General features: G+C 66.3%; 14 protein-coding genes. 8 read left to right on the top strand and 6 right to left on the bottom strand.

Annotated features, from left to right (window positions below; translation table 11 throughout):
• Positions 1-113 precede the first annotated feature (113 nt).
• The 3 genes from ACREBX_RS01505 (at position 114) to astD (ending at position 5,131) form a co-directional block, all read left to right on the top strand.
• Complete coding sequence (locus ACREBX_RS01505; protein WP_431559987.1) at positions 114-2,369, top strand: TonB-dependent siderophore receptor; 2,256 nt, start codon at positions 114-116, stop codon at positions 2,367-2,369.
• A gap of 156 nt (positions 2,370-2,525) precedes the next feature.
• Complete coding sequence (locus ACREBX_RS01510) at positions 2,526-3,722, top strand: aspartate aminotransferase family protein (protein WP_431559988.1); 1,197 nt, start codon at positions 2,526-2,528, stop codon at positions 3,720-3,722.
• Positions 3,719-5,131 (top strand): succinylglutamate-semialdehyde dehydrogenase, encoded by a 1,413-nt coding sequence (gene astD / locus ACREBX_RS01515; protein WP_431559989.1) that lies wholly within the window; start codon positions 3,719-3,721, stop codon positions 5,129-5,131. Before ACREBX_RS01510 ends, astD begins: the two co-directional genes overlap by 4 nt.
• A gap of 3 nt (positions 5,132-5,134) precedes the next feature.
• On the opposite strand, the gene ACREBX_RS01520 is transcribed toward astD, so the two are convergent.
• The 3 genes from ACREBX_RS01520 to ACREBX_RS01530 are packed head-to-tail and all read right to left on the bottom strand — an operon-like array spanning position 5,135 to position 7,928.
• Positions 5,135-5,527, bottom strand: a complete 393-nt coding sequence (locus ACREBX_RS01520; protein WP_431559990.1) for a cupin domain-containing protein — start codon at positions 5,525-5,527, stop codon at positions 5,135-5,137.
• Complete coding sequence (locus tag ACREBX_RS01525) at positions 5,524-6,891, bottom strand: NAD-dependent succinate-semialdehyde dehydrogenase (protein ID WP_431559991.1); 1,368 nt, start codon at positions 6,889-6,891, stop codon at positions 5,524-5,526. Before ACREBX_RS01525 ends, ACREBX_RS01520 begins: the two co-directional genes overlap by 4 nt.
• Positions 6,888-7,928 (bottom strand): isocitrate/isopropylmalate dehydrogenase family protein, encoded by a 1,041-nt coding sequence (locus tag ACREBX_RS01530; RefSeq protein WP_431559992.1) that lies wholly within the window; start codon positions 7,926-7,928, stop codon positions 6,888-6,890. The genes ACREBX_RS01525 and ACREBX_RS01530 overlap by 4 nt, the downstream gene beginning before the upstream one ends.
• Positions 7,929-8,021: 93 nt before the next feature.
• On the opposite strand from ACREBX_RS01530, the gene ACREBX_RS01535 reads away from it, so the two are divergent.
• The 3 genes from ACREBX_RS01535 (at position 8,022) to ACREBX_RS01545 (ending at position 12,524) form a co-directional block, all read left to right on the top strand.
• Positions 8,022-8,885, top strand: a complete 864-nt coding sequence (locus ACREBX_RS01535) for a GntR family transcriptional regulator (RefSeq protein WP_431559993.1) — start codon at positions 8,022-8,024, stop codon at positions 8,883-8,885.
• A gap of 67 nt (positions 8,886-8,952) precedes the next feature.
• Complete coding sequence (gene acnA / locus ACREBX_RS01540) at positions 8,953-11,523, top strand: aconitate hydratase AcnA (protein WP_431559994.1); 2,571 nt, start codon at positions 8,953-8,955, stop codon at positions 11,521-11,523.
• Entirely contained in the window at positions 11,520-12,524 is a 1,005-nt protein-coding gene (locus tag ACREBX_RS01545) for an alpha/beta fold hydrolase (protein WP_431559995.1), read from the top strand. Before acnA ends, ACREBX_RS01545 begins: the two co-directional genes overlap by 4 nt.
• Here the strand turns inward: ACREBX_RS01545 and ACREBX_RS01550 are convergent.
• Entirely contained in the window at positions 12,504-13,757 is a 1,254-nt protein-coding gene (locus ACREBX_RS01550) for a hydrolase (protein WP_431559996.1), read from the bottom strand. The genes ACREBX_RS01545 and ACREBX_RS01550 overlap by 21 nt on opposite strands.
• Before the next feature lie 91 nt (positions 13,758-13,848).
• Between ACREBX_RS01550 and ACREBX_RS01555 the strand changes: the two genes are divergently transcribed.
• A complete protein-coding gene (locus ACREBX_RS01555) occupies positions 13,849-14,634 on the top strand; it encodes a class I SAM-dependent methyltransferase (RefSeq protein WP_431559997.1) in 786 nt (261 codons plus the stop codon).
• Between the two features lie 5 nt (positions 14,635-14,639).
• On the opposite strand, the gene ACREBX_RS01560 is transcribed toward ACREBX_RS01555, so the two are convergent.
• A complete protein-coding gene (locus ACREBX_RS01560; RefSeq protein ID WP_431559998.1) occupies positions 14,640-15,596 on the bottom strand; it encodes a threonine/serine dehydratase in 957 nt (318 codons plus the stop codon).
• 79 nt (positions 15,597-15,675) lie between these two features.
• Entirely contained in the window at positions 15,676-16,398 is a 723-nt protein-coding gene (locus tag ACREBX_RS01565) for a helix-turn-helix transcriptional regulator (RefSeq protein ID WP_431560001.1), read from the bottom strand.
• Positions 16,399-16,483: 85 nt separating this feature from the next.
• On the opposite strand from ACREBX_RS01565, the gene ACREBX_RS01570 reads away from it, so the two are divergent.
• Positions 16,484-17,404 carry a hypothetical protein gene (locus tag ACREBX_RS01570; RefSeq protein ID WP_431559999.1) on the top strand — a complete coding sequence of 307 codons (921 nt, stop codon included), beginning with the start codon at positions 16,484-16,486 and terminating at the stop codon, positions 17,402-17,404.
• Positions 17,405-17,568: the final 164 nt, after the last annotated feature.

Consider the following 17,568-nt stretch of genomic DNA (forward strand, 5'->3'; position numbering starts at 1 on the left):
GATTGATCACAAGACGCGAGCGAAGAGACGTGCAATTTATAAGGGTTTTGGTGGGAAAAAATGGAAAAACCTCCCATCGATTAGGGTCCAGGAAAATTTGGAGGGAAGTTATCATGATTAGGATGCATAAGTCATTGCTTTTTGCGAGCGCCGCACTCGGCGCGGTGGTCGCGCCGTCGACCGCTTTTGCGCAAGACGCGGATTCGACCTCGGAACGCGACGGCCCGGCGCTCGACGAGATCGTCGTCACGGCCGACAAGACCGGCACCGAACTCGTCCAGGTGGGCAGCTTCCGCGGCGCAAAGCAGCTCGATACACCGCTGACCATTGCCGTCATCCCGCGCGACGTGCTCGACACGCAGCAGTCGACCAGCCTGATCGACGCGCTGCGCAACACCGCCGGTGTGACCACCGCCGAAACCGCACCGACCGTTTACAACAATCTCGCGATCCGCGGCATCCTTGTCGAAAACCGCGGCAATTACCGCCTCAACGGTACGCTGCCGATTATCAATCTCACCGACCTGCCGCTCGAGGACAAGGAGCGCGTCGAAGCGTTGAAGGGTGCGTCAGCGCTCTATTATGGCTTTACGACGCCGTCGGGCATTATCAACCTGACGATGAAGCGCCCGACGCGGGATCCGCTCCTCGCGATGAAGGTCTTCGGCAACAGCCACGGCCGGATCGGCGGGCATGTCGATTTCGGCGGCACAACCGGCATCCTCGGCTATCGCATCAACGCGGTATATGACCGCCCGGATCCGGGCATCGACCACACGCGTGGCCGCCGCACGCTGATCGCGGGGTCGTTCGACATCAAGCCGACCGACACGCTGACGATCCAGCTTGACGGCGAACATATCTTCAAGAAGATCAACGAGCCTGGCATCTATCGCTTCATCTCGGTGCCGGCGGCGACGCCGACCAACCTCAACCCGGCAATCAAGATCCCGGACCTGATCGATCCGAGCACCAATTTTGGTCCCGACTGGGCGTTCAACCGCACCGAGTCGACCAACCTGCTCGGCAAGGGGATCTGGAAATTCAGCCCGGCGTGGGAAATCGTCGCGAGCGCCGGCATCTCGCAACTCGAACGTGCGCGTCACTTCAACACGATCGATCCGAACGTGATCAACACGAATCCGGCAACGGGCCCGGTCGGCGAATCTCCGCTGTCGATCAGCTATCAGCCGGTGGCGAAGTTCAAGAACCAGAACTACCGGATTGAGATCGCGGGCGCGTTCGATACGTTCGGCATCGAACATGAGCTGCTGGTCGGCGGTTCGATCAACATCCGCGCGAACCGTTCTTCGGCCAGCACGGCACAGACCTGTTTCTACAGCGCTACCGGTGCGTTGCTTGGCGCAGGTTTCCCCACGACACCGATCCCGGCAGGCGCGACGCGGCAAACCTGCCGTCAAAGCATCACCGATCCGCACGATATCCCGCAGCTCGGCGAGCCGCTTGCGGCCGAGAACAACCCGACGCAGATCACCGACAAGGGCGTGTTTGTGTTCGACCGCATGAAGATCACCGAATGGCTCCAGGTGCTCGGCGGGGTCCGTATTTCGGACTATCAGGAAAAACGCCTCGATACCGGCGTGAAGACCTTTTCGGCATCGCCGGTCTCGCTGTCGTTCGGCGGGGTCCTCAAGCCGGTGGAATCGGTGAGCATTTACGGCACGTATATCGAGGGTCTGGAATCGACCCCCGGTGCACCGACGACGGCGGTCAACGCCAACGAGCAGCTCCCGCCGAGCGCATCGACCCAATATGAAGGCGGCGTGAAGTGGGAGCCGTGGCGCGGTTTCCTGTTCCAGGCCGCCTATTTTAACATCAAGCGCGATTCGGCCGTCCTCAACGGTGCGAACCGCTGGGTGAAGGACGGGCGTTCGACCTATAAGGGTGTCGAACTGAGTGCGACGGGTAACGTCACACCCGACTGGTCGGTCTATGCCAGCGCGCTGTTCCTCGATGCGACCTATTCCTCTGGCGCGCCGACAATCCTGACCCCGACGATTTCGCCGACGATCGTGGGTAACCGGGTCGAAAATGCGCCCAAGCGGACCTTCTCGCTCGCAACCGAATATCGCTTCGCCGACATGCTGCCGGGCTTCAGCATCAACGGCGCGGTCTATCACACGGGCAACCGGGCGATTAACTCGCGCAACCAGGCATTCATTCCGGGGCATACGCTGTTCGATCTCGGCGCGGGCTATTCGACCGACATTGCCGGCGTCGACACGATTTTCCGCATCAGCGCCGAGAATATCACCGGCAAGCGTCACTGGGCGTCGACCGGCGGGTTGTTGCTCTCGCAGGCCGCGCCCTCGACGGTAAAGTTCTCGATCGAGACCAAGTTCTTCTGAGTTTACCAATGGCCGGGGCGGGCGTCAGGTTCGCCCCGGTTCATTCCAATATCGAATGTAAAGTCGCGAATAAGTACGAAATTTATGGAAGGTTAGTCGTTCCATATTGCCGATTGAGAATATAATTCGGGCATCGCACAGCCTTTGGAGAATGCGATGACCAGCCCGCTGATGAATGTTTACGCCCGCGCCCCGTTGGCTTTCGTGAAGGGGGAGGGGCCCTGGCTTACCAGCCGCGAAGGCGGCGAACCTTATCTGGACTGTGTTGCCGGCGTTGCGTCGAACGCACTCGGACACTGCCACCCCGCACTTGTGGCCGCGCTGACCGAGCAAGGAAACATGCTCTGGCATGTGTCGAACATGTTCCAAGTGCCGGGGCAGGATGCGTTGGCAGCCCGCCTGACCGATGCTTGCTTCGCCGACACCGTCTTCTTCGCCAACACCGGGACCGAAGCCGTCGAATGTGCGATCAAGGTCGCGCGCCGCTATCATGCCGCGCGCGGCGATGCGCAGCGCCAGACGATCATCGGTTTCCATGGCGCCTTTCACGGCCGGACCTATGGCGCTCTCAACGCGGCGGGCAATGCCGCGCATCTCGACGGATTCGGCGCGCCGATGCCGGGCTTTGTCCATTTGTCGCCCGACGACCGGGCGTCGCTCGCCGCCGAGATCGCCGATCCCGCGACCGCCGCGGTGCTGATCGAGCCGGTGCAGGGCGAAGGTGGCGCGCGCGCAATGACGCGCGGCTTCCTCGAAAGCCTGCGCGCGGCCTGCACCTCGGCCGGAGTCCTTTTGATCTACGACGAGGTGCAGAGCGGCATGGGGCGCACCGGCCAGCTGTTCGCGCATCAATGGTTTCCCGGAACCGATCCCGACATCATGGCGGTCGCCAAGGCGCTGGGATCGGGGCTTCCGGTCGCCGCGTGCCTTGCCACGACCGAGGCGGCATCGGGAATGCAGCCGGGCGGGCACGGATCGACCTTTGGCGGCAATCCGCTGGCGATGGCGGTCGCGATCGCTGCGTTCGACGAGATCGCGAAGTCCGAAACGCTGGAGCATGCGCGGGCGCTGTCCGAGCATCTGCGCGGCAGCCTGGACGCGCTGGTCGCCGGCTGGCCCGGGGTTATGGTCGAGGTGCGCGGGAAGGGCCTGTTGATCGGGTTGAAGCTCGCGGTGAACAACCGCGCGTTCATCGCCGCGGCGCGCGAGCAGCGGCTGCTCGTCGCGGGCGGGGGCGGCAATATCGTGCGGCTGCTGCCGCCGCTGACGATGAGTTTTGCCGAGGCCGACGGAGTCGTCGCGCGCCTCGACGCGACCTGCGCGGCGATGGCTGCGGCGGAGATCGCGGCATGAGCATTTTCGTTTCAACCGATCCCGCGACCGGCGACACGGTCTGGGAAGGCGTCGCAGCGTCGGCCGACGACTGCGCGCGCGCGGTCGAGGCGGCGCGGGCGGCGTTTCCGGCATGGGCCGCGCAGACCGTCGACGCGCGGATCGCGATCCTGCGGCGCTACGCCGAGGTGCTGGGCGAACGCCAGGCGGTGATCGCTGAAGCGATCGCGCGCGAGACGGGTAAGCCGCTTTGGGAAGCGGCCACCGAAGTCGCCTCGATGATCGGCAAGGTCGCGATTTCGGTGAAGGCGATGGCCGAGCGCACGGGACGGCGTGAAAGTGCGACGCCGTTCGGCCGCGCCCGGCTGGACCACCGGCCGCACGGCGTCATGGCGGTGCTCGGCCCCTATAATTTCCCGGGGCACCTGCCCAATGGTCATATCGTGCCCGCATTGCTGACCGGGAACACGGTCATATTCAAACCGTCGGAAGAGACGCCTCTCGTCGGGCAATTGCTGGTTGAGGCGTTGTACGCCGCCGGAGTGCCTGCGGATGCGGTGATCCTGCTCCAGGGCGGGCGTGAGACCGGCGCGGCGCTGGTCGCGCAGGACATCGACGGGTTGCTGTTCACGGGATCGGCGGGCGCGGGTGCGCATTTCTGCCGCCTGTTCGCCGACCGGCCCGCGGTGATCCTCGCGCTCGAACTCGGAGGCAATAATCCGCTGGTGGCTTGGGATGGCGACCCCGATGCGACGGCGTCGATTATCGTCGCTTCGGCCTTCATCACCGCGGGCCAGCGCTGCTCGTGCGCGCGGCGGCTGATCGTGCCTGCGGGCGCGGTCGGCGATGCGATCGTCGATGCGGTCGCCGCACTGACCGACCGGTTGCGGATCGGGGCGTGGGACGAGGCACCCGAGCCTTTCATGGGACCCCTGATTTCGGGGGCCGCGGCCGGGCGCGCGACGGCACAGGTCGACACGCTGGTTGGGCTGGGCGCGCGGGTAATCCGCGCATTCGACGGTGTGGCCGGGCGTTCGGCGGCGTTTGTGCGCCCCGCAATCCTCGACGTGACAGGGCTCGACGTCCCCGATGAGGAGATTTTCGCGCCGGTGCTGCAACTCCGCCGCATTGCCGATTTCGATGCCGCGCTGGCGGCCGCCAATGCAACGCGTTTCGGCCTAGCGGCGGGGCTCATTAGCGACGATGATGCGCTCTGGGCGCGCTTCCGCGTCGAGGCGCGCGCGGGTGTGGTCAACCGCAACCGAGCAACCACCGGCGCCTCGTCCGACATGCCCTTTGGCGGGATCGGCGATTCGGGCAACCACCGGCCGAGCGCCTATTATGCCGCCGACTATTGCGCTTATCCGGTCGCGAGCATCGAGGCCGACCGCGTGGTCGACCAGCTGGCGACACTCAAGGGCGTCGCCTGACGCCTATTCCTCGTCGATGCGGGTGGTGACGCCGGAGGCGATCACCGTCCGCGTCGCCTCGATCGACGCATAGGTCCAGAAGATCACGAGCGGCTCGCTGCCCTCGAGGTTGAGGAAGCAGTGCGGCACCTCGGGCGGAATCCAGCTAGTCACGCCCGGCGCGACCGGCGTTTCGACGCCGTCGATAAGCACCTTGCCGGTGCCCGACATCACGACGACGCTTTCCTCGCAATTGTGGATGTGCAGCGGCACCGCGGCGCCGGGCGCAATGCGGGTGATGCCGTTGAGCATCGACTGCGACCCGCGGCCTGCGGTGACCAGCGGCGTTGTGACGACGCCATGGCCGCGATCCTTCACGGGCAGCCTTTCGGGGACGAGAACCTGCGGCGCGCTCATGCGGCGTCCGCCACGCGGATCGTCTTCATATTGGTAAACTCCTTCATCCCGGCCTCGCCGAGCTCGCGGCCGTAACCCGAGCGTTTAATCCCGCCGAACGGCACGCGCGGGTCGGAGGCGACCATTGCGTTGACGAACACTGCGCCGGCATCGATCCGCCGCGCAAGCGTCCGGCCGCGGTCGGTATCGGCTGTCCAGATCGAGGCGCCGAGCCCAAAGCTCGTCCGATTGGCGAGCGCGATCGCTTCGTCGGTATCGACGGCGCGGACGATCGCGGCGGCGGGGCCAAAAGTTTCCTCGTCGAACGCCGCCATGCCGGGCGCGACATGGTCGAGCAGGGTCGCGGGATAATAATAGCCCGCACCATTCGGAATCGTGCCCCCGGCGCGGAGCTTCGCGCCCGAGGCGATGCTGCGCTGGACCTGGCCGTCGATTGCCGCCCGCAAATTGCCGCGTGCGAGTGGACCAAGGGTGGTCGCGGCGTCGCGCGGATCGCCCAGTTTCAGCTCGGCGATGCCGGCGAGGAAGCGGTCGGCAAAAGCGTCGGCGACGCTCACCTCGACGATGAAACGCTTGGCGTTGACGCAGCTTTGCCCGGCGTTGGTGAAACGCGCGGTCACTGCGATGCGCGCGGCGCGGTCGAGGTCGGCGTCGGCAAGCACAATGAACGGGTCGGAGCCGCCGAGTTCGAGCACCTGCTTCTTGAGCGCGGCGCCGGCCTGTCCGGCGACGATCGCGCCGACTTCGGTCGATCCGGTCAGCGTGACCCCGGCGATGCGCGGGTCGGCGATGATGCCGGCGACCGCGGCGGGCTCGACGAACAGATTGGCGAACAGTCCTTCGGGAAAGCCTGCTTCGCTCACAAGTCGCTCGAGCGCGAGCGCCGATTGCGGGACGTTGGCGGCATGTTTCAGTATCGCGCCATTGCCCGCGGCGAGTGCGGGCGCGAGGAAGCGCACAACCTGCCAGAGTGGATAATTCCATGGCATGATCGCAAGGATGACGCCGAGCGGCTCGAAGGCAAGGGTGGCGCCGGGGACTGCGGCGACCGGCGCATTGGCAAGCATCGCGGGAGCATGTTCGGCGTAGAAGTCGCAATTGAGGGCGCATTTCTCGACCTCGGCGCTCGCTTCGCCGATCGGCTTGCCCATTTCATTCGTGATCAGCGCGGCGAACGTTTCCTTTTCGGCGCGAAGGAGCGCGGCGAGGCGGGGGAGCAGCGCCGCGCGCTCTTCGGCGGGCTGCCACCGCCACGCCGCCTGCGCGCGCGCGGCGCATTCGAGCCGGGCGTCGATTTCGGCAGGGTTGTGGACGTCGAAGCGCGCCAGCGTTTCGCCGGTTGCGGGGTCGATCGTCGCGATCATAGCGCCGCGATCACCGCATCGGTGAAGCCGCGCGTGTCGAGCGGACCGCCGATGTCGTGGGTGCGCGTCGCCGGGTTCGCGAGCGCGGTCTCGACCGCCGCCTCGATCCGCCGCGCGACATCGCCGAGCGCCGCGTCGCCGCGCTTGCGGCCGAGCCAGTCGAACAGCATCGCGGCCGACAGGATCAGCGACGTGGGATTGGCGATGCCCTGGCCCGCGATGTCGGGCGCCGAGCCATGTTGTGCCTGCGCGACGCAGATTTCGTCGCCCGCGTTGATCGACCCGCCAAGGCCTAGACTGCCGCTTAATTCCGACGCCTCGTCGGACAGAATATCGCCGAACATATTCGTGGTGACGATGACGTCGAAGCGATCGGGGCTGCGGATCAGCAACGCAGCGGCGGCGTCGACAATCACCTCGTCGAGCGCGACGCCCGGGAAGTCAGCTGCCACTGCCCGCACTTCGCGCAAGAACAGCCCGTCGGTCAGCTTGAGGACGTTCGCCTTGTGCACCGCGGTCACCTTGCGGTGGCGTTCGGCGGCAAGCTCGAACGCGGCGCGTGCGACGCGGCGTACCGCGGGCGCCGTGATCTTGCGGATCGCAAAGGCGCTGTCGGCGTCGGGCATGAACTCGCCCGGCCCCATGTGCATCGACCGGTCGGCGTAGAAGCCCTCGGTATTTTCGCGCACGATGACGAGATCCATCGGCTTGCGCAGGATCGACAGCCCGTCGCGGGCGCGGCACGGGCGGATGTTGGCAAAGAGGTTGAAGTGGGTGCGCAGCTTCGCTGACGGATTGGGCTGCCCCGCAGGATAGTCATAGTGCGAGACGGGGCCGAGGATCACACCGTCCGCGCCCGGGATCGCATCGAGCACGGCGTCGGGAAGCGTACTGCCCTTTGCCGCAAGACTGGCAAGGCCGATGTCCATCGTTTCGAAGCGGATCGCGTCGCCGCCGGCGGCGCGGGCTACGGCGAGTGTGGCTTCGGTGATTTCGGGACCGATGCCGTCGCCGGGAAGTGTGAGGATATGGGTCATAAGCGCCTGTTGCACCTCTTTGGCTGTCATGTCGCTGACACGATCGCTGAATTTTACTTGCAGATTGCATTTTGTCGATTCAAGTATCTCGGGATGACCGACCGTTTAGCTGATCGCATCGCGCGCCAGATTGGCGAGCATATTCGCACCGAAAAACTGGTGGAGGGCGACCATCTGGCGGCGCAGGCGCTTGCCGACCGCTTCCGCGTTTCGCGCGCGCCGGTGACCGCCGCATTGAAAGCGCTGGCGGCGGAAGGCGTCGTCGAGGCGCGGCCGAATCGCGGCTTTTTTGTGCGACGGGCGCCGACGGCCGAGGCTGAAGCCGAAGAGACTGACGATCCGCTCTATAGTGCGATCGTGGAGGCGCGTTTGTCGGGCGACTTAACGGAGCGGACGAGCGAGAATGAAATGATGCGCCGTTTCGGTGCGACCCGCGTTCGGCTTCAGCGCGTTCTCACGCAGATTACCGAGGAGGGCTGGGTCGAACGGCTACCCGGCCATGGCTGGCTGTTCCTCGCGACATTGCATTCGACGGCCGCCTATCAGCAGGCCTACCGGTTCCGCGCGACGATCGAAACCGAGGCGCTGCTCCAACCCGATTACCGCTTCGTACCGGCTGAACTTGAGCAGCTGCGCGCCGAACAAGAGGCCCTTCTGGCGGGCGGGATCGGCAGCCTGCCGCGAACCGGGCTGTTCGAAATCAATGCGGGATTTCACGAGGCGCTGGTTGCCTGGTCCGGCAACCGATTCTTCCTCGATGCGATCAAGCGCGTGAACCGGCTGCGGCGACTGATCGAGTTTCGCGCGACGGCCGATCGCAGCCGCCTCGACCAGCAGTGCCGCGAACACCTGGCGCTGCTCGAACTGATCGAGCGCGGTGACATGCTGCTCGCCGCCGATTTCCTGCGCCGTCACATCGGGCAGGCGCTGGAGCAAAAGGCGAACGTCATCGAATAATTGCATTTTGAATTGACAAACAACATATTTTGGCCGAGCGAGTTCGTCGAATGGAATGAGGCTTGGCATGATTCTCGACACCGCGGGGCAGCGGCTCCGCATCATCGATCTTCCCGCCCGGTTGGGTGCGCGTCTGGCAAAGATGCCGGTGATCCATCGGCTGGTGGCGGAAAACTTGTTGCGTGCCGGCGGCGGCGATGGCGCGGCGGCGTTCGCGGCGTGGATCGACAGCGGGCAGGACGACGTCGAGCTGCCCTTCCACCCCGGCCGCATCATGATGCACGACACGACCTGTGTTCCCGCGCTCGTCGACCTCGCCGCGGCGCGCGACGTGCTCGCGGCGCTGGGCGGCGATCCGGCGCAGATCGATCCCGTGGTGCCCGTCGACGTATCGACCGACCATTCGCTCGCGGTCGATCATTTTGGTGAGCCCGACGCGGCGCGGCTCAATATGGCGCGCGAGCGCGAACGCAACGCCGAACGGCTGCGGCTGATGAAATGGGCGAGCGGCGCGTTCGAAAAGCTGACCGTTCATCCGCCCGGCACCGGCATCATGCACACGCTGAACCTCGAACGGCTCGCAAGCGTGGTGCGCGTCGAACGGCGCGACGGTGCGGACTGGGCGGTCCCCGACACGTTGATCGGCACCGACAGCCACACCCCGATGGTGAATGGCATCGGTGTGCTCGGCTGGGGTGTCGGCGGGCTCGAGGCCGAAGCGGCGATGCTAGGGTTACCCGTCGTTCTGCGCGTGCCCGATGTCGTCGGCGTGCGGCTGGTCGGCGAAATGCCGGCCGACGTATTCGGTGCCGACCTGGCGTTGCTCGTGACGCAAAGGCTGCGCGCGCACGGCGTCGCGGGGCGGTTCGTCGAATATTTCGGCCCGGGTGTCGGCGCACTGTCGGCCGATACGCGCGCTGCAGTCGCCAATATGGCGCCCGAATATGGCGCGACGACCGGCTTCTTTCCGGTCGATGCGCGAACGATCGCCTATCTGCGCGAAACCGGCCGCCCGGGGGACGCCCTTGCGCTGGTCGAGGATTATTGCCGCCGGCAGGGACTCTGGTTCGATCCCGACGCCGAGCCCGAATATGCAGAGGTACTGACGATCGATCTCGCGGACGTCGCGCGGGCCGCTGCCGGGCCATCGCGTCCGCAGGATTTGCGCGCGGCAGGTGACACGGCGGCCCATATTACCGCGGGTATTGCCGCGGGCGATGTCCCCGCGGGCGCGATCGCGATCGCGGCGATTACCAGCTGCACCAACACCAGCGATCCGCGGATGCTCGTCGCCGCGGGGCTGCTCGCGCGCAATGCGATCGCGGCCGGGCTGACGGTGCCCGGTTGGGTGAAGACCTCGCTCGCGCCGGGGTCGCCCGCCGCCGAGGCGCTGATGCGCCGCGCCGGGCTGATGGAACCGCTCGAAGAGCTGGGTTTCGGGATCGTCGGGGTCGGCTGCACGACCTGCATCGGCAATTCGGGGCCGCTCGTGCCCAAGATGTATGAGGCGATTGCCGGGGGCGTCGTGCCGGTCGCCGTGCTCTCGGGCAATCGCAACTTCCCGGGGCGCGTCCATCCGGAGGTTCGTGAAAGCTTCCTCCTGTCACCGCCGATGGTCGTCGCCTTTGCGATCGCCGGCGACGCGGCGCGCGACATCTTGCGCGACCCGATCGGCCATCGCGGCGACGGCGCACCGGTCACGCTCGACACAATCTGGCCCGATGCGGCTGAGATCGACCGCCTGCTCGCGGCTGCGCGCGCGCCGGGCGACGTGCAGCTTCGCTATGACGCCGCCGAAGCAAATCCGGCGTGGGCGGCGCTCGATGCGCCCGACAGCGCGCTCTTCCCGTGGGATGCGGGCTCGACTTATCTGCGTCCGCCACCCTTCGTTCGCCCCGACGCGCGGCCAGCGCTGGACGGCGCCGTCGCGCGTCCACTTCTGGTGCTCGGCGACGATATCACGACCGATCATATTTCGCCGGCGGGCGCGATCCCGGCCAGCGCCCCCGCTGCACGCTATCTGATCGAGCGCGGCGAGACGTCGGGCGACCTCAATGTCTTTGCCGCGCGCCGCGGCAATTGGGAGGCGATGGTGCGCGGGCTGTTCACCAATCCCTCGGTCGACAATCTGCTGCGGCCGGGGGTCGCCCCCGGCCGGACGGTTCACGCGCCGAGCGGAGCAGATATGACCCTGTGGGACGCGGCCGAACGCTACGCCGCCGAAGGTGTGCCGCTGGTGATCGTCGCGGGCGACCGCTACGGTACCGGATCGTCGCGCGACTGGGCGGCCAAGGGCCCCCAATTGCTGGGTGTACGCGCAGTGATCGCATCGAGCTTCGAGCGCATCCATCGCAGCAACCTGATCAACATGGCGGTCTTGCCGCTGACCGTTGCGCGCGCGGACGCGCTCGCATTGCGGACGCTTTCGTCGGACGCGCTGATCTGCTTCCCCCAGACCGTGACGCTGGACCCCGGTGCACTCGTCACGCTGCGCATCGAGGATCGGGGCGAGGTTCGGGACTATGCCGCACGCCTCGCGGCCGATACTCAGGCCGAATGCGAGATTTTGGCGCGGGGCGGAATGCTCCCTGCGCTGTTGCAACACCTGCTTGGCGAAGTGGGGGAGAAAGTCGCATGAGGAATATCCTGTCCATCGCCGCGCTGCTGCTCGCTGCGCCCGCTGTCGCACAGCAGCCCGTCGAGGCCGAAATCTCGGAAAAGAGTGCGCGCGAGGACGTTTTTCCGCAGGCGGAGGTGGCCTTTCCCGGCGACGTGGTCGCCTATCCGCAGGTCGAGATTTCTAACCTCGACGGCTTCCGCCCCGCGCGCATGGACATCTATGCGCCGCGCGATCGCAGCAAGATGCGCCCCGCGATCCTGTGGGTCCATGGCGGCGGGTGGAGCCGCGGCGACGCACGGACGTCGGGCGCCTATGCGAACTGGCCGGCGGTGCTCGCCTCGCTTGCAGCGAGGGGCTTCATCGTCGCTTCGCTCGACTACCGGCTGAGCGGCGAAGCGCGCTTTCCAGCGCAGATCCAGGATGTGAAGGCGGCGATCCGCCACCTTCGTATGCAGGGCGGCGCGCTCGGGATCGATACCTCGCGCGTTTATCTGTGGGGCGGTTCGGCGGGCGGCCATCTCGCCTCGCTCGCGGCGGTGACCTGCGGCGCCGCCGAATATGATCCGCAGCCCTCGACCGGCCGGCTTTCGCGGAGCCAGATCAACGCGCTGAAAGGCGCCAAGGCGCCGCCGGTCGACGATTGCGTGCAGGGTGCTGCGCTCTGGTACGGCGTCTTCGATCTCGAGCATGTGCCCAGCGTCGATGTCGCGGGCCTGCTCGGCTGCGATCCCGCGGCATGTCGCGGCATCGCGCGCGCGGCGAGCCCACTTTATCGCATCGGCAAGAAAGCGCCGCCGATGCTGCTGATCCACGGGACGAAGGACGAAACGGTCGACGTGTCGCAATCGAAAGCGATGGCGGCGGCGCTGCAGGGAGCGGGTGCCAAGGCCGAACTGCTGCTCATCCCCGACGTCGATCATGGCCTGACGGGGAGCACGCCCGACATCACGCGCGAGGCCAATCTGCTCGCGCTCGGCCGGACTTTCGCCTTTTTCGAGTCACTTGCAGACGGGCGCTGAGAAGCTCTCTTCCATCCGCGCGAGGCGCATCAGCAGCAGCGCCGACAGCTTGGTGCGCTCGACGAGCGAATCGACGATCATGAATTCGCGGTCCGAATGGATCGCGCCGCCGCGCACGCCGAGTGTATCGACCACCGCAAGCCCGTGCGCGGCGAGATTATTGCCGTCGCACGCGCCGCCCGTCGCTTGCCAAGCGATGTCGAGGTCAAGCGCGGCGCCGCAGTCACGGACGAGATCGAACAGGCGTTGCTGAAGCGCGTCCATCGGCTTGGGCGGGCGCTGGACCCCGCCATGGAGCGTGATTTCGACATCGTGTCGCGCAGCGATTTCGGCGACCAGCTTGTTCAGCGTGTCGAGCAGCCACGGCTGGTCGGCGGGGTCGGCGAGGCGGACGTTGAATCGCAGCACCGCGCGGTCGAGGACGATATTCTCTGGGCCGCCGCCGTCGATGCGCGCCGGGTTGGCGGTGAGGTCGGGCCGCGCGTCGGTCAGCGCGGCGATACGGCCCGCAAGTTCCGCCGCGGCGACGATCGCATTGCGGCCGTCCTGCGGGTTGCGCCCGGCATGCGCGGCGCGGCCCATGATCGCGGCGGCGAAATTGGCGCAGCCCTTGCGCGCGCCGGCAAGCACGCCTTCGGGCGTCGCTGATGGTTCGTAGGCCAAACCGACGGTGCAGCGCTGCGCGACTTCGGCGAGCAAGGACTCGGACCCGACCGACGAGACTTCCTCGTCGGCGTTGACGATAATCTCGACGCCGAGGCGGTCGGCGAGTGAAGTCTGCGACAGCGCCTCGATCGCGGTCAACATCACGATGATGCCGCCCTTCATGTCGGCGACGCCGGGACCGCGCACGGTCTTGTCGTCGATCCAGCCGGGAGTCTGGAAGGGATGATCGATGCCGAACACCGTATCCATATGGCCGACGAGCAGCACGCGGTTCGCGGCGCCCGCGGCGTCACGGCGGAAATGCAGGTTGCGACCGTGTTGCACGGGCTGCAAATCGCCGCGGGCATCGGGATAGGCGAAGGGCGCGGGGTCGCGAAGGTCGATCGTCCCGCCCAGCCGGTCCATCTCGCCGCCGATCAGTTCGGCCATATGGCCCAGCCCGGCGAGATTGAAGCTCCCCGAATTGATCGCCGACCAGGCGAGCGTGCGTTCGAGCAGCGCCGGACCTATCGTATCGATCCAGGCGAGGGCGTCCGCTTCGTCGCGGCTGATGTCGGTGATCGTCATGAGATGACCCTATTTTCGGCCGCTTTCATCCCGCTGTCGCGACAGCGACAGGACAGAATTGCGTCCCTAGATGAAGGGGAAGGGAATGAAGATGAGCAAAGCTTTGGATCGTGCGGTGGGCACCATCGCTTTCGGCGCCGACGTGGCGGGTTATGCGGCGGGACGGCTCGACTATCCGGGCGAATTGTTCGCCATCCTCGCCGAACGCGGCGGCCTGGCGCCGGCGGTGCACGTGCTCGAAATCGGGCCGGGCACGGGGCAGGCGACGCGCGAACTGCTCGATGCCGGCGCGGCGCGTGTCGTGGCGGTCGAGCCCGACCCCGAACTGTCCGCGCATTTGCGCGCGTGGGGTGAGGCGCGGCTCGATGTTGCGAACATGCCCTTTGGACCCGCTGTTCAGGGCGATCGCAGCTTCGACCTTATCGTTGCCGCGACCGCGTTCCACTGGCTCGAGGCCGGACCGGCGCTCGGTGACGTGCGGCGGCTGCTGAAACCCGGCGGCGGTTTTGCGATGTGGTGGAACGTCTTTTGCGAACCGGGCGAAGACCGTTTGTTCGACGCCTTGTTCGACGGGTTGGCGCGTCCGCCGTCGATGCTGTCGGACCAGCATTATTCGCTCGATGCCGCCGCGCGTACCGCTGACCTTGCCGCGGCCGGGCTGACCCGGATCGAGCATGTCATGCTGGAGCGCCGTATCGCGATGACGCCCGCGTCGCTGCGCGCTCTTTTTGCCACATTCTCGGCCGTGCGGCAGTTGCCGCAGGAACAGCGCGAGGCGCGGCTTGACGCGGTCGAAGCGCAGGCGCTGCGCGAACGCGGCGAGCGGTTCGACCGTGTCTTCCAGACGCCGCTGTACATCGCGCGCTCGCCCGGCTGAGCCGCTCAGGAAATAGTCCGCAAGAACAGGTCGAGCGCGATGTTGCGCCCGCACAGCACGACCGCGACCTTGCGCCCGCGATATTTTGCGGCCTGCTGGACGAGCCCCGCAAAGGCCACGCCAGCGGCCCCCTCGATCATCCAGCGTTCGGTTTCGGCAATCCGCTTCATTGCTGCGGCGATTTCGGCCTCGTCGACGACGATCCGCGTGTCTATCGCCTTCTGGCACGCGGGGAAGGTGATCGAACCGGGCTCGATCGCGCCAAGCGTGCCGTCGGAAAGCGTCGGATATTCCTGCGTCGGGACGATCTCGCCCGCTTCCAGCGCGCGCAGCATGCAGAGCGAGGCTTCGGGCCATACACCGACGACGTCTATATCGGGACGCAGCGCGTGGAGCGCGGTCCCGGCGCCGCCCATCAACCCGCCCGCGCCGACCGCGATGAACACTGCGTCGAGATCGGGATCCTGTTCGGCGATTTCGATGCCGATCGTGCCCTGGCCGGCCATCACCGCGGGATCGTTATACGGGGAGATATAGGTGCGGCCTTGTTCCTCACCGGCCCGCCGCGCCGCGAGTTCGGCGTCACCCGCGGAGCCGTCGATCACCACGACCTCGGCGCCGAGCGCCTTGATGCCGTCGACCTTCATCTGCAGCGCGTCATTGCCGACATAGACGGTGACCGGAACCCCGGAGAGCGCGCCCGCGCGCGCGACCGCCATGCCGTGATTGCCCGTCGATGCGGTCAGCACGCCGCGCCGCCGTGCCTCGTCGTCCAGCGTTCGGACCTTGTTCGTCGCGCCGCGGATCTTGAAGGATCCGGTGGGCTGATGGAAATCGAGCTTGAACGACACGTCGCAGCCGAGCAGTTTCGACAGGACCGGGCTCGGCTCCAGCGGCGTGACCGAAACCTGCGGCCGGATCGCGACGTGCGCCTCGCGAATCTGATCGAAAAAGGGGTCCATGCTGCGCTCCATCATTCCATTGCGTGATGGAACGGGCGTGCCCGTTTCCGCGCCGCCGGGCCATCCCCCCTTGGAGGGGTCAGTTGGCGCGGCGGTTCCACGCGAACAGCTCGGCGAGCGAGCCGACCCGCAGCTTGCGGAAAACCTGCTTGCGATGATCCTTGACCGTGTGGCGGCTGATCCCGAGCCGCAATGCGATGGCTTCGCTCGAACAGCCCGCGACCATCAACTCATAGACTTCGCATTCGCGCGCCGACAGAGCTCCGAGAGTGGCGGTGGGTAGGGAAAAGCGACCATGACGCCCGAAGGCAGCAGTTACCGGCCCCGACAGCTCGCCCAGCGCCCGCAACTCGCCAGAAGACAGCGGAGCGCGTGCGCGTTCGCGATAGAAGCTGAGTTCGACGACACCGTCCCACGCCGCGACATAGAGCCCGATTTCCTCGCAGCGTTCGGGCCAGGCGAGCGTGCGGAAGCCCATTTCCTCCTCGGCGGTCCAGACCAGATAGGTATCGGAGCGACTTCCGCCATCGATCGCGAAATCGCTTGCGCGCACCGCACCCAGCTTCGGCACAGGATGAACCATCGGGCTCATGCCATGTGTATGATCGACATAGTTGGCGAGGCCTTGCCCGAAGCCCGCGGGCGCGAAGCCGTCGAAGAGTAGTTCGGCGCGGGCGTCGGCGCGGTGAAGGACGGCGGCCACGAGGTCGAAGCCGATCGCCACGCGCAGGCTCTCGGCGGTGGCAGCCATAAAGCCGTCTTCGCCGATCGCGCCGATCATGTCGGTCAGTGCGGATTGCATCGTCACGGCCTCATCCCTCCGTCGGGGGATAGACTATCGCGCGAAAGCTGACACGAACTTGTCGCGTAACAGCAGGAAGGATGCCATGCGGATCGTCGAATTGCCTGAGATACTGGACGCGCTGGATGAGGATGCGGCGCTCGCAGCCGTTGAGGACGGATTTCGCCGCCTCCATCGCGGCAATGTTCAACTCGCCGAGGTCGCGCATCTCAACTTCGATAACCCGCCCGGCGACTGCCATGTAAAGGGCGGCTACATGACCGGTGACGACGTCTTCGTCTTCAAGTTCGCGACGAGCTTCTATCGGAATCCCGAACGGGGGCTGTCGTCGAGTAACGGCTGCATGATCGTCGTCAGCGCGAAGACCGGCGAACAGCTCGCGATGCTCAAGGATCAGGGCGTGCTCACCGATACGCGCACCGCGATGGCGGGCGCGCTCGCTGCGCGCGCGATCCTCCGGCAGGGATCGAAGACGCTCGGTATCGTGGGCACGGGCATCCAGGCAAAGATGCAGGGCGAAATGATCGCGCGTCTGCTCGGCCTCGACGACATCCTTGTCTATGGCCGCAGCGCCGACAAGGCAGCCGCATTGGCCGACGAACTGGGCGGGGCGGCGGTCGAGCTGGCCGAGCTGTGCGCCCGCGCGGATCTGATCGTTACGACGACGCCATCGACCGCGCCGGTGCTAACCGCCGATATGGTGCGGCCGGGAACGCGGATCGTCGCGGTCGGCGCCGACACGCCGGGCAAGCAGGAACTCGAAACCGCGCTGACCGCTAGGGCGCGGCTGATCGTCGATTCGTCTGTGCAGTGCGCGCATCATGGCGAAGCGGGCTGGCCGATCCGGGCGGAGCTGACTGCGATGGACTCGCTCGTCGAGCTCGGCGCGCTGCTCGAAAATTCGATCGATTTCGCCGACGACGACATCGTCATCGCTGACCTCACGGGCGTCGCGGTTCAGGACATCGCGATCGCGAAGACGGTGTGGGAACGGCTGGCGAACTGAGACGCGCAACAAAAAGGGCGGCCGATCCGGACTGGATCGCCCGCCCCATTTTACGCCCGCTATGTCAGCCGCGCAGTGCCGCCGAGATGGCGACAAGGCCCGCTTCCATTTCCTCGCGTGTCGGCCAGCCGTAACCCAAACGGAAATAGGTGTCGGGCAGGTCG

Source organism: Sphingopyxis sp., from assembly GCF_050725655.1.
Lineage (GTDB): Bacteria > Pseudomonadota > Alphaproteobacteria > Sphingomonadales > Sphingomonadaceae > Sphingopyxis.

Excerpts from the sequence above, each read along its gene's own strand:
- ACREBX_RS01505 (WP_431559987.1), top strand. The coding sequence starts at position 114 with ATGATTAGGATGCATAAGTCATTGCTTTTTGCGAGCGCCGCACTCGGC.
- ACREBX_RS01510 (WP_431559988.1), top strand. The coding sequence starts at position 2,526 with ATGACCAGCCCGCTGATGAATGTTTACGCCCGCGCCCCGTTGGCTTTC.
- astD (WP_431559989.1), top strand. The coding sequence starts at position 3,719 with ATGAGCATTTTCGTTTCAACCGATCCCGCGACCGGCGACACGGTCTGG.
- ACREBX_RS01520 (WP_431559990.1), bottom strand. The coding sequence starts at position 5,527 with ATGAGCGCGCCGCAGGTTCTCGTCCCCGAAAGGCTGCCCGTGAAGGAT.
- ACREBX_RS01525 (WP_431559991.1), bottom strand. The coding sequence starts at position 6,891 with ATGATCGCGACGATCGACCCCGCAACCGGCGAAACGCTGGCGCGCTTC.
- ACREBX_RS01530 (WP_431559992.1), bottom strand. The coding sequence starts at position 7,928 with ATGACCCATATCCTCACACTTCCCGGCGACGGCATCGGTCCCGAAATC.
- ACREBX_RS01535 (WP_431559993.1), top strand. The coding sequence starts at position 8,022 with ATGACCGACCGTTTAGCTGATCGCATCGCGCGCCAGATTGGCGAGCAT.
- acnA (WP_431559994.1), top strand. The coding sequence starts at position 8,953 with ATGATTCTCGACACCGCGGGGCAGCGGCTCCGCATCATCGATCTTCCC.
- ACREBX_RS01545 (WP_431559995.1), top strand. The coding sequence starts at position 11,520 with ATGAGGAATATCCTGTCCATCGCCGCGCTGCTGCTCGCTGCGCCCGCT.
- ACREBX_RS01550 (WP_431559996.1), bottom strand. The coding sequence starts at position 13,757 with ATGACGATCACCGACATCAGCCGCGACGAAGCGGACGCCCTCGCCTGG.
- ACREBX_RS01555 (WP_431559997.1), top strand. The coding sequence starts at position 13,849 with ATGAGCAAAGCTTTGGATCGTGCGGTGGGCACCATCGCTTTCGGCGCC.
- ACREBX_RS01560 (WP_431559998.1), bottom strand. The coding sequence starts at position 15,596 with ATGGACCCCTTTTTCGATCAGATTCGCGAGGCGCACGTCGCGATCCGG.
- ACREBX_RS01565 (WP_431560001.1), bottom strand. The coding sequence starts at position 16,398 with ATGCAATCCGCACTGACCGACATGATCGGCGCGATCGGCGAAGACGGC.
- ACREBX_RS01570 (WP_431559999.1), top strand. The coding sequence starts at position 16,484 with ATGCGGATCGTCGAATTGCCTGAGATACTGGACGCGCTGGATGAGGAT.